This window comes from Streptomyces sp. NBC_01384 (assembly GCF_045040035.1).
In the GTDB taxonomy this organism is placed as follows: Bacteria; Actinomycetota; Actinomycetes; order Streptomycetales; family Streptomycetaceae; genus Streptomyces.
Genome location: NZ_CP109559.1, coordinates 5,122,847 through 5,139,524, shown reverse-complemented (window position 1 = coordinate 5,139,524; position 16,678 = coordinate 5,122,847). Strand labels below are relative to the sequence as shown.

Here is a 16,678-nt window from a genome sequence, read left to right as displayed (position 1 = left end):
TCGCGCCCACCGGCTGAGGTTGCGTTTCCCTGATGTCGAGTCACCACACCGCGCCCGCGCGGAAACCAGCACGGCTACCGTCGTACTACGCGGTTCAGCAAGAGGTTGAGGGGGCGTACGCGACATGAGTCTCGGTGACGAACCCGGATACGGGGACGGCTCCCGCGGCGAGGACGGGGGGTACGGGGGCACGGGCCAGACCCGCACCCGGCTCCCCGACCGCCCCGGCGACGTCTACGGCGGCGCCCGCCGCGGCCGCTCCTCCTCACGGAGCCTGGTCACGGTGGTGGGCGTCGTCGTCCTGCTGATCGCCGCCATCGCCTTCGCGAACCGCGGAGGCGGCAATTCCTCTTCCACCTCCGGAACCGGGAACGGAAGCAGCAACGGCTCCAAGACCTCCCCCACGGCACCTACGGGCCAACGGCCGGTCGAGTCGAAGAACGGGGGAATCCCCTCGGGGTTCGCGCACAACGAACAGGGAGCGCAGAGCGCGGCGGCGAACTACGCGGTGGCGCTGGGGTCGACGAGCATGTTCCAGAAGGCCAGTCGGCACAGCGTGATCGACACGCTCTACACCTCCGCCGCGGCCGGCCGTCTCCAGGGCCCGCTGGACGCCGCCTACTCGACGAGCTTCCTCGACAAGCTCGGGCTCGACGCGGACGGCAACGCACCGAAGGGCAGCACCTTCGTCTCCCACACGATCCCCGTGGGCAGCAAGGTCGAGCAGTACAGCGCCACCGACGCCAAGGTGTCGGTCTGGTACCTGGGGCTCATCGGAATGTCCGCGCAGAACTCGACCGACCCCGTCACCTCGACATGGAAGACGTGGACCTTCGAGCTGCAGTGGTCCGGTGGGGACTGGAAGATCGTCACGGACTCGCAGAAGGACGGCCCCGCCCCGGTCCCCGGCGACGACAAGGCCGCCACCTCCGACGAGATCAGCAAGGTCATCGAGGAGTACGGAGGGTTCACTTATGCCCGGTAGCCCACGCCGTGTACTCAGGCTCACCGGCGCCGTCGCGGCCGTACAGACCGCGGTCGTTCTGCTGGCGTCCCATGCCTACGCGGATCCGTCGCCGAGTGCGAGTACCAGCCCGGGCGCGAGCCCGAGTGCGAGCGCAAGCGCCTCGACCGACTCGTGCAAGCTCATCGTCGGCGAGGCCAAGAAGTACTGCCAAAAAGGCAGCACCACCGGCGGTACCACCGACCCCGGTACCACCTCCACCCTCGACCCCCTCTCCTCCCTGGCCAAGGGCTGCGCCGAAGCCGCCTCGTGGACCATCGACAAGCTCTCCGCCGCGGTCAACGACACGGCGAACGTCGACTTCACGAACGCCAAGTTCCTCCAGCAGTACGCCGTGGTCTTCGCGGCGTCGACCATCCTCACCCTCCTCCTGTGGCTGCTGGCCGTGGCGAAGCGGGCGGTGCGAGGCGTCCCCCTCGGCACCGCGATCTCCGAGGCGATCGGCTTCCTCTGGCTGACGGTGCTGGCGTCGGCGTTCACCCCGCTGATCCTCTACACCGTCGTCTCGGCGAGCGACGGCGTCACCGACGTACTCGCCAAGACCACCGGCAACCAGACCGACACCTTCTTCGGCACCTTCTCCGGCGCCCTCGCCAAAGGCGAGAACATCGGCGGCGGCCCGATCATGCTGATCGTCGTGTCCCTGGTGTCGATCCTCGCGGCAGGCGTCCTGTGGCTGGAGCTCGTCATCCGCGCCGCGCTCCTGTACGTCGGCGCCCTGCTCGGCACCGTCGTCTACGCCGGGCTCGTCGACAAGAACCTCTGGAGCCACGTCCGCCGCTGGGCCGGCATCATGATCGCCGTCATCCTGGTCAAACCGGTCATCGTGATCGTGCTGGGCCTGGCCGGCGCCCTGTCGACCAACGGCGGCCCGAACTCCTTCTCCGCCGTCGTCTCCGGCCTCGCGATCATCCTGCTCGCCATCTTCGCCAGCGCGATGATCTACCGCTTCGTCCCCGGCTTCGGCGACGAGATCGCCAACGGCCGCAACAACCGCATCATGCAGGGCGCCGAAGGCAAGGCCGCGGCCGTCATCAGCTCCCCGGCCACCCTGGTCGCCCAGGGCATCAAGACCCACAGCACCCGCGCCGACAACAACGGCGGAGGAGGGGGAGGCGGCGGCAACAGCCAGTCCCGCCCCTCCAACCCGGTCTCCGGCGGCGTGGCCGCCCACAGCACCCGTACGCCCAACGGCGGCGGCGGATCTGTCCCCTCCGCCGCACCCCCACCGCGTACCGGCAACACCCGCAACAGCAGCAGTAGCAACCGCACGGGAGGTGACGGGCGTTGACGACCGAGTCCCACGTGTCCCATCCGGCCACGCCCCGCCGTACATATCTGATCGGCCGCGCCCGGCCGAACGCGATCGTCGGCCGGAATCGTGAATCCGGCGAGATCGCGCTCATCATCGCGGGCGCGTTCCTGGGCATGATGTGCGGCTTGCTCGTTCCGGTGCTGTCCCTGCGGATCGTGCTGCTGATGGGCTTCCCGCTGGTGGCCATCGCCGCGGTGTACGTCCCGTACAAGCGCCGCACGTTCTACAAGTGGTTCGAGATCAACCGCAGTTACAAGCGCAACCTGCGCCGCGGCACGGCGTACCGCAGCAACGTCATGGAGGCCGGTACACGCGTCGACGGCCGTGAGGTCGAGATCGGGCCGCCGCCGGGCATCGGCCGGATCTCCTGGCTCGCGGCCCCCTTCGGCCCCGACGAGATCGCCGTGCTCCTGCACGCCGACCGCCGCACCGTCACCGCCGCGATCGAGATCGAGGGCCCCGGCGTCGGCCTGCGCGACAGCGAGGACCAGGAGGCCCTCGTCGACCGCTTCGGCACGCTGCTCAAGCACGTCGCGAACGGCGACGGCTTCGTCACCCGCCTCCAGATGCTCGCCCGCACCCTCCCCGCCGACCCGGACGCCCACGCCAAGGACGTCGCCCAGCGCGGGGACGAGAAGGCACCGGCCTGGCTGCAGCAGTCGTACGACCAGCTCCAGTCCATGGTCTCCACCAGCAGCGAGCAGCACCGGGCGTATCTCGTCGCGTGCATGCACTACACCCGCGAACTCGCCGCCGAGGCCCAGACCATGGCGCGCGCCGCCCGTCCGCAGGGCGGGAAGAAGCTGGACCGCGACGCCGGGCTCGCCGTCGTCATGGCGCGTGAGCTGACCGACATCTGCTCGCGGCTCCAGGAGGCCGACATCCGGGTACGTCAGCCGCTCGGTCAGGGGCGGCTGGCCTCCCTCGTGCACTCCATGTACGACCCCGACCACCCGATCGACCACATCCAGGCGATGACGAAACGTAATGCCTGGCCCGCCGAGCTCGACGCCATGGAGCCCACCTACCTCCAGGCGAAGACCCGCGAGTCCTCCACCCGTGCGCCCTGGTGCCACGCCACGGCCTGGGTGAAGGAATGGCCGATGACCCCGGTGGGCGTCAACTTCCTGGCCCCGCTCCTGGTCCACACCCCGGACGTGATCCGCACGGTCGCCGTCACGATGGACCTCGAACCCACCGAGGTCGCCATCGAGCGGATGCTGACGGAGAAGACGAACGACGAGGCCGAGGCCAGCCGCCAGGCCAAGATGAACCGCACGGTCGACCCCCGCGACATCGCCTCCCACAACCGCCTGGACCAGCGCGGCGAGGACCTCGCGAGCGGCGCGGCGGGCGTGAACCTCGTCGGCTACATCACCGTCTCCTCCCGCTCCCCCGAGGCCCTGGCCCGCGACAAGCGCACGATCCGCGCCTCCGCCGGCAAGTCGTATCTGAAGCTGGAGTGGTGCGACCGTGAGCACCACCGCGCCTTCGTCAACACACTGCCGTTCGCCACCGGAATCCGCAGGTAGGAGCTGATGTTCTGATGCGGGATCCGCTGTCCGCCGCGACAGACGCCTTCGCGGGCTTCCTCTTCGGCAAGGTCGAGACGACCCGCCTGCCCGTGCGCACCTCCACGGGCCAGGCCCAGGCGGTCTACCTGCCGACGGCCGCCCCCGGCCTCGGCGACTCGGGCGTCATCATCGGACGCGAGGTGTACTCCGGGAAGGGGTACATCTACGACCCCTTCCAGCTGTACGGTCAGCAGCTCCCGGCGCCGCACTGGCTGGTCCTCGGCGAGTCCGGCAACGGCAAGTCGGCGCTCGAGAAGACGTACGTCCTGCGCCAGCTGCGCTTCCGCGACCGCCAGGTCGTCGTCCTCGACGCGCAGGGCGAGGACGGCGTCGGCGAGTGGAACCTCATCGCGGAAGAGCTGGGGATAACTCCTATCCGTCTCGACCCGACAGCGGCGCTGGACATGGGCATCCGGCTCAACCCGCTCGACCCGGCGATCACGACGACGGGCCAGCTGGCCCTGCTGCGCACCATCATCGAGGTCGCCATGGGGCACGGCCTCGACGAGCGGTCCGGCTTCGCCCTGAAGGTCGCGCACGCCTTCGTCAACGAGACGATCCTCGAGCGCCAGCCGGTGCTGATGGACATCGTCGAGCAGCTACGCCACCCCGAGCCGGAGTCGGCCGAGGCGATGAACGTCGCCATAGACGACGTGAGGGCGTGGGGCCTGGACGTGGCCCTGGTGCTTGACCGCCTGGTCGACGGTGACCTGAGGGGCATGTTCGACGGCCCCACGACGGTAGGCATCGATCTCGACGCCCCGCTCATCGTCTTCGACCTGTCCCACATCGACCGCAACTCCATCGCCATGCCGATCCTGATGGCGATCGTCGGCGTGTGGCTGGAACACACCTGGATCCGCCCCGACCGCAAGAAGCGCATCTTCCTGGTGGAGGAGGCGTGGCACATCATCAACAGCCCGTTCGTGGCCCAGCTCTTCCAGCGCCTGCTGAAGTTCGGCCGACGCCTGGGTCTGTCCTTCGTGGCGGTGGTGCACCACTTGAGCGACGTGGTGGACGGCGCGGCGGCCAAGGAGGCGGCCGCGATCCTGAAGATGGCGTCCACCCGGACGATCTACGCCCAGAAGGCGGACGAGGCGCGGGCGACGGGACGGGTGATCGGCCTGCCCAGGTGGGCGGTCGAGATCATCCCGACCCTGACCCCCGGTATCGCCGTCTGGGACGTCAACGGCAACGTACAGGTGGTCAAACACCTGATCACCGAGACGGAACGACCGCTGGTCTTCACCGACCGCGCCATGACCGAGTCCTCCGCCGACCTCCGCGCCGACGACGCGCTGCGCGCCGCGGAGCTGGAGGCCGAGGAGCGCGCGGCGGCCTTCGTGGAGCAGCACCTCGCCGATCTCGACGGTTCGTCCGAGTCCACGGTGGCGTGAGATGAGACGTGAGATGAGGGCGTGAGATGAGAGGGGACAGGCGGGACCAGCGCAAGGCGGAGGGCGGCATCCCGGACGGGCTGTTGATCGGGGTGCTGGCTTTCCTGCTCGGCATGACGTTCCTGGTGTGGTCCGCCACCGGGCTCTCCGGCTGGTTCGCCCGCGGTGCCTGGCCGGACACCGTCACCTTCGCCCGTACACCACTGGCGCTGCGGCACCTGATCGGGAAGCCGCACGATGTGGCGGGCGCCTGGCCGAAGACGCCCGCGGACCAACTGTCGGGGTACGGGCTCTTCTGGGGCCTGTTCATCGGCCAGTTGATGGTGCTGGTCGTGCTGACGATCTTCGTGATGGGGACGTGGGCACGGTGGCGGGCGGTACGGGCGAGACGAAGAACGGGGGCGTACGCTACCCCGGCACCAACCCCGGCCCCGGCCCCAGCCCCGGTACCCGAACCGGCTCCGACCCCCGCTGCCGAACAGGCCCCCGCGCATCACGAGGTCCCGCTGCCGCGACCCGAGCCGCAGCCGGCCGAGCTGTCCAAGGAGGCTCCGCAGACAACGGCTTCGACGGCTCCCTTGGCAGCGGGCGGTAAACGGCTGAGTGGGTGGGAGAGAAATGGCGCCGCAGGCGCGCTCGTCCTCGCACCCCCGGAAACCCGCCAACCCACCGCGACTCAAGCCGTACGAGACGCGGAGGGCCCCGCTCTGGTAGTCACCTCCAACCCCACCATCTGGTCGGAGACCAAGGACGCCAGAGCCAAACTGGGCCCCGTCCTCCTCTACGACCCCTCCCACCTCTGCGACACCCCCGCCCGCCTCCACTGGTCCCCCTCCAACGGCTGCGAGGACAAGGCAACAGCGGCATCGAGAGCCGCCGCTCTGCTCAGCCCCGTACGCCCCACCGCCAAGGTCGACCAGGCCATGGCGGACGTCGCGGAAACGCTGCTGCGGAGCTATCTGCACGCCGCCGCCGTGGAGGGCAAGGCCTTCCGCCACGTCCACCGCTGGGCCCAGGGCACCCAAGTACAGGACGCCGTACGAGCCCTCCGTACGAACCCCAAGGCCGCATCCGGCGCGGCGGGCGAGCTTGAGGCCGCCCTCACCTCGCACCCCGAACGCCGCGACATCGCCCAGGAATTGACGGCCCGCGCACTGTCCGCCCTCTTCACGGTCAACGTCCGCGAATCCTGCACTCCAAACCGAAGTGACGCCCTCGTCCTGGATTCCTTCGTGAACGAAGGGGGCACGCTTTATGTGGTCGGTGAACCCATCGAGGACCCCAAGGCGAACCCCGGCGCGATGCCGCTCCTGACGGCCCTCGCCTCAAGCGTGGTCGAGCGCGGCCGGCGCATGGCCGAACGGTCATCCTCCGGTCGCCTCGACCCACCACTCACGCTCGTCCTGGACGACGTCGCCGCGGTGGCTCCGCTTCCCCAGCTCCCGGAGCTGCTCTCCACCGGCGCGGGCCAGGGCCTGCCCACCCTGGCCCTGCTCCGCTCCCAGGAACAGGCCAGGGCCCGCTGGCCCCAGTACGAACTCCCGGTCTAAGAGCCCAAGAACCCAAGAACCCAAGAACCTAAGAACCTAAGAACCTAAGAACCTAAGAACCTAAGACGCCGACGGCCGCGTGATCACGAACTCCAGGTCCCGGGTCCCCTCGTTCCCATGTGACTCCACGGACCCCCCGGTCGGTACGAACCCCGCCTTGCGGTAGAAGGCCTCGGCCCGACCGTTCTTCTCGTGCACGAACAGCCGTACGCGCTCCAGGCCGTTCCCCCAGGCCCACGCGAGGGCGGCATCGAAGAGCGCGTCCGTCACCCCCACCCCGCTCCCCCGGTACCCGGCCCGTACGAAGACGCCCACCAGATGCCCCTGGTCCCGTTCGATCACGGCATCGAAGAAATCCAGCTGCCCGGCCTTCTCGACCAGCACGACCACGGACCCGCCCCACGCCCCGTCCGGGCCGACCGCGACGAACTGCCGCGCGCCGTCCCCCTCGGCGGCCCCCGCCGCCCGCTCCTGCCAGAACGAGTCGGGCCGGGCCAGGGCCTGCTCGTAGGTCTCCAGGAACGCGAGATGCGCGACGGGGTCCCGCAGGGCGGCAAGGCGAAGCTCCTTGACCGCGGGCCACTCGTCGGCGCGTATGGAACGGACTACGTGGTTCATAGGACCACCGTAGTCTCCACGTCCGACATCGCTCACCTGAATTCCACCCTGCCGATCCCCGCCGTCCGGGCCCCCGTCATGCTCTTCCCTGTACGCACATTGATCCCAGGGGAGAAACCCGCATGACCAAGGTCCAACTAGAGGAACTCCGCGAGGTCATCCACCCTGCGGGCAAGCTGGAGAGCAGGGCGGAGCACTGGGCCGGCCGCCTCTACATGCGCGCGCTCTCCCTGCGGGTGACCCGCCTGATGCTGGGGACGCGCGTCTCGCCGAACCAGATCACGACGGTCATGGTCTTCGCGGGCATACTCTCCGGAGTCGCCCTGATCGTCCCCGGCCTGGGCGGCGCCGTCCTCTCCGTCCTCTTCATGCAGCTGTACCTGCTGCTGGACTGCGTGGACGGCGAAGTGGCCCGCTGGCGTCGGCAGTTCAGCCCGCTCGGCGTCTACCTGGACCGTCTCGGCGCCTATCTCGCCGACGCCGCCGTCATGGTGGGCATGGGCATCCGCGCCGCCCAACTCGGCCTGGACCCCTACCTGGTGGCCGGCCTCGCGGCGGCCATCGGTGTGCTGCTTCTGAAGTCGTCCTCCGACCTCGTCCACGTGGCCCGCTCCGACAGCGGCATGGAGAAGGCCACCGACCAGTCCGTCGTCCCGCGCTCCAGCGGCCTGGCCCGCGTCCGCCGTCTCGCCTCGGCCGTCGGCCTCCACCGCCTGGTCAACGGCATCGAGTGCACCATCCTGCTGCTTGTGACGGCCGTCGTGGACCTGGCGCTCGGCGACCTGACGGCGACGAAGATCGCGACCGTGGCGGTCACGGCGATCGTGTGGCTGCTCGTCCCGGCGCACATCGTCTCGATCGTCGCGTCGTCCCGCCTGAAGTAGTCGTCCCTCCTGAAGCAACCGTGAGACATGGCGGGGGCGGCCCGTTGTCGAGGCCGCCCCCGTCTTGCTGCCGTCAGATCGGTCGACGGCTTCAGGGCGTCGTACGCCGTCGCGCTCGGCCCCGCGGTGAACGAGTTCACCATCGGCGTCGCGTACGCGTCGAACTGAGCATGCTCTTGTCGGGCGACAGCACCGCGTTGAGCGGAAGGTTTCCGAGCTGGGCCTGTTGGCCGGCCGGAGTGACTCTGTACCGACGGGAGTGACAACTCGACATCTGTTTCTGCGTCTGAGGACCATGGGCAAAGCAGTGACGCAGAGGCATGACGTGGACATAACTGCATGGTGAACGCGAAAAAGCCCCAACTCCGGGTGCATACCCAAGAGTTGAGGCTTTTTCTCAAAATTTGTTCGGCGGCGTCCTACTCTCCCACAGGGTCCCCCCTGCAGTACCATCGGCGCTGTGAGGCTTAGCTTCCGGGTTCGGAATGTAACCGGGCGTTTCCCTCACGCTATGACCACCGAAACACTATGAAACTGTAACTACCGCACCATACCCAGTGGCCCAGGGCATGGGGTTGTTCGTGGTTTCAGAACCAACACAGTGGACGCGAGCAACTGAGGACAAGCCCTCGGCCTATTAGTACCAGTCACCTCCAGCGGTTACCCGCCTTCCAGATCTGGCCTATCAACCCAGTCGTCTACTGGGAGCCTTAACCCCTCAAGGGGGTGGGAATACTCATCTCGAAGCAGGCTTCCCGCTTAGATGCTTTCAGCGGTTATCCCTCCCGAACGTAGCCAACCAGCCATGCCCTTGGCAGGACAACTGGCACACCAGAGGTTCGTCCGTCCCGGTCCTCTCGTACTAGGGACAGCCCTTCTCAATATTCCTACGCGCACAGCGGATAGGGACCGAACTGTCTCACGACGTTCTAAACCCAGCTCGCGTACCGCTTTAATGGGCGAACAGCCCAACCCTTGGGACCGACTCCAGCCCCAGGATGCGACGAGCCGACATCGAGGTGCCAAACCATCCCGTCGATATGGACTCTTGGGGAAGATCAGCCTGTTATCCCCGGGGTACCTTTTATCCGTTGAGCGACGGCGCTTCCACAAGCCACCGCCGGATCACTAGTCCCGACTTTCGTCCCTGCTCGACCCGTCGGTCTCACAGTCAAGCTCCCTTGTGCACTTACACTCAACACCTGATTACCAACCAGGCTGAGGGAACCTTTGGGCGCCTCCGTTACTCTTTAGGAGGCAACCGCCCCAGTTAAACTACCCATCAGACACTGTCCCTGATCCGGATCACGGACCCAGGTTAGACATCCAGCACGACCAGAGTGGTATTTCAACGACGACTCCACAACAGCTGGCGCTGCCGCTTCAAAGTCTCCCACCTATCCTACACAAGCCGAACCGAACACCAATATCAAACTGTAGTAAAGGTCCCGGGGTCTTTCCGTCCTGCTGCGCGAAACGAGCATCTTTACTCGTAGTGCAATTTCACCGGGCCTATGGTTGAGACAGTCGAGAAGTCGTTACGCCATTCGTGCAGGTCGGAACTTACCCGACAAGGAATTTCGCTACCTTAGGATGGTTATAGTTACCACCGCCGTTTACTGGCGCTTAAGTTCTCAGCTTCGCCACCCCGAAGAGTGACTAACCGGTCCCCTTAACGTTCCAGCACCGGGCAGGCGTCAGTCCGTATACATCGCCTTACGGCTTCGCACGGACCTGTGTTTTTAGTAAACAGTCGCTTCTCGCTGGTCTCTGCGGCCACCCCCAGCTCAGAGTGCAAGACTCATCACCGGTGATGGCCCCCCTTCTCCCGAAGTTACGGGGGCATTTTGCCGAGTTCCTTAACCATAGTTCACCCGAACGCCTCGGTATTCTCTACCTGACCACCTGAGTCGGTTTAGGGTACGGGCCGCCATGAAACTCGCTAGAGGCTTTTCTCGACAGCATAGGATCATCCACTTCACCACAATCGGCTCGGCATCAGGTCTCAGCCTTGATGTGCGACGGATTTGCCTATCGCACGGCCTACACCCTTACCCCGGGACAACCACCGCCCGGGATGGACTACCTTCCTGCGTCACCCCATCACTCACCTACTACAGGTCTGGTCCGTCGGCTCCACCACTCCCCTTTGCCCGAAGGCTCCGGGACGGCTTCACGGACTTAGCATCGCCTGGTTCAATGTTTGACGCTTCACAGCGGGTACCGGAATATCAACCGGTTATCCATCGACTACGCCTGTCGGCCTCGCCTTAGGTCCCGACTTACCCTGGGCAGATCAGCTTGACCCAGGAACCCTTAGTCAATCGGCGCACACGTTTCTCACGTGTGTATCGCTACTCATGCCTGCATTCTCACTCGTGAACCGTCCACCACTGCCTTCCGGCGCGGCTTCACCCGGCACACGACGCTCCCCTACCCATCACAGCAGGCGTTGGCCCTATAGCTGCAATGACACGACTTCGGCGGTACGCTTGAGCCCCGCTACATTGTCGGCGCGGAATCACTAGACCAGTGAGCTATTACGCACTCTTTCAAGGGTGGCTGCTTCTAAGCCAACCTCCTGGTTGTCTCTGCGACTCCACATCCTTTCCCACTTAGCGTACGCTTAGGGGCCTTAGTCGATGCTCTGGGCTGTTTCCCTCTCGACCATGGAGCTTATCCCCCACAGTCTCACTGCCGCGCTCTCACTTACCGGCATTCGGAGTTTGGCTAAGGTCAGTAACCCGGTAGGGCCCATCGCCTATCCAGTGCTCTACCTCCGGCAAGAAACACACGACGCTGCACCTAAATGCATTTCGGGGAGAACCAGCTATCACGGAGTTTGATTGGCCTTTCACCCCTAACCACAGGTCATCCCCCAGGTTTTCAACCCTGGTGGGTTCGGTCCTCCACGACCTCTTACAGCCGCTTCAACCTGCCCATGGCTAGATCACTCCGCTTCGGGTCTTGAGCGCGCTACTAAACCGCCCTATTCGGACTCGCTTTCGCTACGGCTTCCCCACACGGGTTAACCTCGCAACACACCGCAAACTCGCAGGCTCATTCTTCAAAAGGCACGCAGTCACGAGACACCAAGCAAGCTTGATGTCCGACGCTCCCACGGCTTGTAGGCACACGGTTTCAGGTACTATTTCACTCCGCTCCCGCGGTACTTTTCACCATTCCCTCACGGTACTATCCGCTATCGGTCACCAGGGAATATTTAGGCTTAGCGGGTGGTCCCGCCAGATTCACACGGGATTTCTCGGGCCCCGTGCTACTTGGGTGTTTCTCAAACGAGCCGTTGACGTTTCGACTACGGGGGTCTTACCCTCTACGCCGGACCTTTCGCATGTCCTTCGCCTACATCAACGGTTTCTGACTCGTCTCACGGCCGGCAGACCGTGAAAGAGAAATCCCACAACCCCACATACGCAACCCCTGCCGGGTCTCACACGCATATGGTTTGGCCTCATCCAGTTTCGCTCGCCACTACTCCCGGAATCACGGTTGTTTTCTCTTCCTGCGGGTACTGAGATGTTTCACTTCCCCGCGTTCCCTCCACTTGCCCTATGTGTTCAGGCAAGGGTGACAGCCCATGACGACTGCCGGGTTTCCCCATTCGGAAACCCCCGGATCAAAGCCTGGTTGACGACTCCCCGGGGACTATCGTGGCCTCCCACGTCCTTCATCGGTTCCTGGTGCCAAGGCATCCACCGTGCGCCCTTAAAAACTTGGCCACAGATGCTCGCGTCCACTGTGCAGTTCTCAAACAACGACCAACCACCCATCACCCCCGGTTACCACCGGAGTTCACTGGGGCCGGCACTGAAGGCAGCCAAAATCGGCCGTACCTTCAGACACCCAACAGCGTGCCCGACCCGATCCCGTCCGGAGATCATGCGTTCCACACTCCTAAGAGCAGTACTTGCAGCCTCCGACCCGTGAACCCGGCCGAATAATCAACGTTCCACCCATGAGCAACCAGCATCAGACATTCGCTGATGTACTGGCCTCTGACCTCACCCCGGAGGGATCGGTAAGAAGTGCTCCTTAGAAAGGAGGTGATCCAGCCGCACCTTCCGGTACGGCTACCTTGTTACGACTTCGTCCCAATCGCCAGTCCCACCTTCGACAGCTCCCTCCCACAAGGGGTTGGGCCACCGGCTTCGGGTGTTACCGACTTTCGTGACGTGACGGGCGGTGTGTACAAGGCCCGGGAACGTATTCACCGCAGCAATGCTGATCTGCGATTACTAGCAACTCCGACTTCATGGGGTCGAGTTGCAGACCCCAATCCGAACTGAGACAGGCTTTTTGAGATTCGCTCCGCCTCACGGCTTCGCAGCTCATTGTACCTGCCATTGTAGCACGTGTGCAGCCCAAGACATAAGGGGCATGATGACTTGACGTCGTCCCCACCTTCCTCCGAGTTGACCCCGGCAGTCTCCTGTGAGTCCCCATCACCCCGAAGGGCATGCTGGCAACACAGAACAAGGGTTGCGCTCGTTGCGGGACTTAACCCAACATCTCACGACACGAGCTGACGACAGCCATGCACCACCTGTACACCGACCACAAGGGGGCGACCATCTCTGGCCGTTTCCGGTGTATGTCAAGCCTTGGTAAGGTTCTTCGCGTTGCGTCGAATTAAGCCACATGCTCCGCTGCTTGTGCGGGCCCCCGTCAATTCCTTTGAGTTTTAGCCTTGCGGCCGTACTCCCCAGGCGGGGAACTTAATGCGTTAGCTGCGGCACCGACGACGTGGAATGTCGCCAACACCTAGTTCCCACCGTTTACGGCGTGGACTACCAGGGTATCTAATCCTGTTCGCTCCCCACGCTTTCGCTCCTCAGCGTCAGTAATGGCCCAGAGATCCGCCTTCGCCACCGGTGTTCCTCCTGATATCTGCGCATTTCACCGCTACACCAGGAATTCCGATCTCCCCTACCACACTCTAGCTAGCCCGTATCGAATGCAGACCCGGGGTTAAGCCCCGGGCTTTCACACCCGACGTGACAAGCCGCCTACGAGCTCTTTACGCCCAATAATTCCGGACAACGCTTGCGCCCTACGTATTACCGCGGCTGCTGGCACGTAGTTAGCCGGCGCTTCTTCTGCAGGTACCGTCACTCTCGCTTCTTCCCTGCTGAAAGAGGTTTACAACCCGAAGGCCGTCATCCCTCACGCGGCGTCGCTGCATCAGGCTTTCGCCCATTGTGCAATATTCCCCACTGCTGCCTCCCGTAGGAGTCTGGGCCGTGTCTCAGTCCCAGTGTGGCCGGTCGCCCTCTCAGGCCGGCTACCCGTCGTCGCCTTGGTGAGCCACTACCTCACCAACAAGCTGATAGGCCGCGGGCTCATCCTTCACCGCCGGAGCTTTTAACCCACCCAGATGCCCAGGCAGGTATTATCCGGTATTAGACCCCGTTTCCAGGGCTTGTCCCAGAGTGAAGGGCAGATTGCCCACGTGTTACTCACCCGTTCGCCACTAATCCACCCCGAAGGGCTTCATCGTTCGACTTGCATGTGTTAAGCACGCCGCCAGCGTTCGTCCTGAGCCAGGATCAAACTCTCCGTGAATGTTTTCCCGACTGCGTCTAATTAAAGACTGCGGGGACGACACCACGAGAGCGGAACCAAGGGGAGGAATAATCCCCCCGGTTCACAGCGTCCTCGCTGTGCGCCTGCCAGGCAGTGCCCGGCAGGACTTTTTCAAAGGAACCTCGTCCCAGCCGATCGGCCGGAGACGGGGTATCAACATATCTGGCGTTGATTTTTGGCACGCTGTTGAGTTCTCAAGGAACGGACGCTTCCTTTGTACTCACCCGAGAGACTCTCTCAGGCTTTCCTCCGGGCGCTTCCCTTCGGGCTTGCTTTGTTCTTGTTTCGTTCTTGCGTTTCCGACTCTATCAGACCGTTTTCCGATCCGATTTCCTCGGCGCTTTCCAGGTTTTCGCTTTCGCTTTTCCCTTTCCGGCGGCTCCGACTCTATCAGATCCTTTCGGGCCTGATTCCCAGTCGGTGGGGCTTGTCTTCGCGGCTGTTGGGCCGTTCCAACGTCCCAGACTTTAGCGGATCTTCTCGGCAGTTCCTAATCGGACTCGCCGAGCCCAAAACGAATTGAATTCGGACACGCCGAAATTCACCCGATTGGGCGATCATGCTGATGGTTTGGGTGCCGCTTCTGCGGCGGAGGTGCTACCGCCGAACCGTTACGGCTCCGTGGCAACTCGGAGAACCCTACGGACCCAGCAGGGGGATGTCAATCTTCCCTGTCAAGATCTTTTAGTCGAGGTCGCTGAGCCGACCGCCCGCATCCGGCTGGGCGTGCTCCACGCGGCGTAGAAGACGCGTCAGAACCTCACCCAGGACACCCCGCTCATCGGCGGACAGGTCCTGGAGGAGGTCTTCCTCGAAGACGGTGGCGAGGCGCATGGCCTCCAGCCACTTCTCGCGCCCCTCGTCCGTCAGCTCCACGATCACCCGGACGCGATTCGACTCATCACGCTCCCGGGTGACCAGCCCCTCCGCGACCATGCGGTCGATGCGGTGAGTCATCGCGGCCGGAGTCAGCCCCAGCCGCTTGGCGAGGTCGCTGGGACCCATGCGGTAGGGCGCGCCGGCGAGGACGAGGGCCTTGAGGACCTCCCACTCGGCGTTGCTTATGCCGAGGGTGGCGGTCTGGCGGCCGTAGGCGACGTTCATCCGGCGGTTGAGGCGACCGAGTGCCGAGACGATCTTCTCGATCTGGGGGTCGAGGCCCTGGAACTCGCGCTGGTAGGCGGCGATCTGTTCGTCGAGTGTCGGCTCGGTTGTCGGCTCGGTGACGCCGGGGGTGTCGCCCATGTCCGAAGTATCGCACGGGCCCGCTTGGCGTTGAAGTCCTTCGAGATGTACAGTTCAACATCTAACTTTAGCTTCGAAGTCTTCAGGGCTGCATCCATGCACCATCCATGCATGCCGAAGCTTCACGACCAAGGCAGGTGAAAGTGACCAGGGCGATGGGCGCAGCGATGCGCCGGATCCAGGTGGGCAACGCACTCGGCGCGTTCGGGCTCGGCTTTACCGTCCCCTTCCTCTACGTCTATGTGGCGCAGGTACGGGGACTCGGCTCCATGACGGCGGGCATCGTGCTCGCCGTCTTCGCCGTGGCGGCGCTCGTGGCGCTGCCGTTCGCCGGGCGGGCCATCGTCCGCCGCGGCCCGCTGCCGGTCCTGCTCACCGCCCTGGTCACCGCCGCTTTCGGAGCGCTGAGCCTGGGACTCGCGAGCAATGCCACGGCCGTGCTGCTGTCGGCGGCCGCGCTCGGTGCCGGGCAGGCGGTCATGCAGCCGGCGCTCGCGACGATGATCGTGGACTGCTCGACGGCGGACACGCGGTCGCGCGCCTTCGCGACGCAGTTCTTCCTGCAGAACCTGGGTCTCGGTGTCGGCGGGCTCATCGGCGGCCACATCGTCGACACGACCCGCGCGAGCTCCTTCACGCTGCTGTTCGCGATCGAGGCGGCGATGTTCCTGGTACTGGTCGTGATCATGGCGACCGTACGGATGCCGCACGCGCCGCGGATCCAGGGGGACGCGCCGCAGGCCACGGGCGGCAGCTGGAAGCAGCTGCTGGGCAACCGGGCCATGGTGCAGCTGTCGGTCCTGGGCTTCGTGCTGTTCTTCGCCTGCTACGGACAGTTCGAGTCGGGGCTGTCCGCGTACGGCGTCGAGGCGGCCGGGATCTCCACCTCCGCACTCGGTACGGCGATGGCGGCGAACACCGCGATGATCGTGGTCGCGCAGTTCGCGGTGCTGAAGTTCGTCGAGCGCCGGAAGCGGTCGCGGGTGATCGCCGCGGTCGGGGTCATCTGGGCGGTCGCTTGGCTCACGGCCGGGTACGCGGGGCTCGGACACGGCAGCCAGACCATGGCCACGGCGGCGTTCGTTTCGACGTACGCGCTGTTCGGGCTCGGCGAGGCGATGTTGTCGCCGACTGTCGCGCCGCTGGTCGCCGACCTCGCGCCGACGGGCCTGGCGGGGCAGTACAACTCCGCCTTCGCCCTGGTGAAGCAGCTCGCGCTGGCCGTCGGTCCGGCGGTGGGCGGTCCGATGGGGGCCTCGCTGCACGGCCCGTACGTCGTGACGTTCCTTCTCTTCTCGCTCGGCATCACCTTCCTGGCGCTGCGACTGGGGCGGCAGCTCAGCCCCGTACAGAATCAGCCGTGGCTGGCGAAGAGCCGGGTGGTGGCTCAGGGCGGCGGGGCGTCGGCGGAACCGGTGCCGGCGAGCGCCTGACGGACGGTCGTACGACGGCCGCCACCACGTTTTC

Annotated in this window: 9 protein-coding genes and 3 rRNA genes; 7 read left to right on the top strand and 5 right to left on the bottom strand. The window is 65.0% G+C overall.

Going from position 1 to position 16,678, the window contains the following annotated elements; genetic code table 11:
- Positions 1 to 124 precede the first annotated feature (124 nt).
- From OG747_RS23620 to OG747_RS23600, 5 genes are read left to right on the top strand one after another with little or no spacing between them, the layout of a single operon-like run.
- Positions 125 to 985 (top strand): hypothetical protein, encoded by an 861-nt coding sequence (locus OG747_RS23620; RefSeq protein WP_405881322.1) that lies wholly within the window; start codon positions 125 to 127, stop codon positions 983 to 985.
- Positions 975 to 2,315, top strand: a complete 1,341-nt coding sequence (locus OG747_RS23615; RefSeq protein ID WP_405881321.1) for a hypothetical protein — start codon at positions 975 to 977, stop codon at positions 2,313 to 2,315. The genes OG747_RS23620 and OG747_RS23615 overlap by 11 nt, the downstream gene beginning before the upstream one ends.
- Entirely contained in the window at positions 2,312 to 3,871 is a 1,560-nt protein-coding gene (locus tag OG747_RS23610) for an SCO6880 family protein (RefSeq protein ID WP_405881320.1), read from the top strand. Before OG747_RS23615 ends, OG747_RS23610 begins: the two co-directional genes overlap by 4 nt.
- A 14-nt stretch (positions 3,872 to 3,885) precedes the next feature.
- Entirely contained in the window at positions 3,886 to 5,310 is a 1,425-nt protein-coding gene (locus tag OG747_RS23605) for an ATP-binding protein (RefSeq protein ID WP_405881319.1), read from the top strand.
- A 26-nt stretch (positions 5,311 to 5,336) separates the two neighbouring features.
- Positions 5,337 to 6,860 carry a type IV secretory system conjugative DNA transfer family protein gene (locus tag OG747_RS23600; protein WP_405881318.1) on the top strand — a complete coding sequence of 508 codons (1,524 nt, stop codon included), beginning with the start codon at positions 5,337 to 5,339 and terminating at the stop codon, positions 6,858 to 6,860.
- 60 nt (positions 6,861 to 6,920) lie between these two features.
- Here the strand turns inward: OG747_RS23600 and OG747_RS23595 are convergent, their stop codons facing one another.
- The gene (locus OG747_RS23595) at positions 6,921 to 7,478 is read right to left on the bottom strand and encodes a GNAT family N-acetyltransferase (RefSeq protein WP_405881317.1); all 558 of its coding nucleotides are present in this window, start codon (positions 7,476 to 7,478) and stop codon (positions 6,921 to 6,923) included.
- A 122-nt stretch (positions 7,479 to 7,600) separates the two neighbouring features.
- Between OG747_RS23595 and OG747_RS23590 the strand changes: the two genes are divergently transcribed.
- Positions 7,601 to 8,362, top strand: coding sequence for a CDP-alcohol phosphatidyltransferase family protein (locus OG747_RS23590; protein WP_405881316.1), 762 nt, complete (start codon positions 7,601 to 7,603; stop codon positions 8,360 to 8,362).
- Positions 8,363 to 8,768: 406 nt separating this feature from the next.
- Here OG747_RS23590 and rrf read toward each other — a convergent pair.
- From rrf to OG747_RS23570, 4 genes are all read right to left on the bottom strand, one after another.
- Positions 8,769 to 8,885 (bottom strand): 5S ribosomal RNA (rrf, locus tag OG747_RS23585).
- Between the two features lie 94 nt (positions 8,886 to 8,979).
- A 23S ribosomal RNA gene (locus OG747_RS23580) occupies positions 8,980 to 12,102 on the bottom strand.
- Positions 12,103 to 12,419: 317 nt separating this feature from the next.
- Positions 12,420 to 13,945: ribosomal RNA gene (locus OG747_RS23575) — 16S ribosomal RNA — on the bottom strand.
- The 16S, 23S and 5S rRNA genes sit together here, the layout of an rRNA operon.
- A gap of 705 nt (positions 13,946 to 14,650) precedes the next feature.
- On the bottom strand, positions 14,651 to 15,211 hold the full coding sequence (locus tag OG747_RS23570) for a MarR family winged helix-turn-helix transcriptional regulator (protein ID WP_405881314.1): 561 nt from the start codon (positions 15,209 to 15,211) through the stop codon (positions 14,651 to 14,653).
- A gap of 155 nt (positions 15,212 to 15,366) precedes the next feature.
- Here OG747_RS23570 and OG747_RS23565 point away from each other — a divergent pair, with 155 nt between their 5' ends.
- The gene (locus tag OG747_RS23565) at positions 15,367 to 16,644 is read left to right on the top strand and encodes an MFS transporter (protein ID WP_405885641.1); all 1,278 of its coding nucleotides are present in this window, start codon (positions 15,367 to 15,369) and stop codon (positions 16,642 to 16,644) included.
- Positions 16,645 to 16,678: the final 34 nt, after the last annotated feature.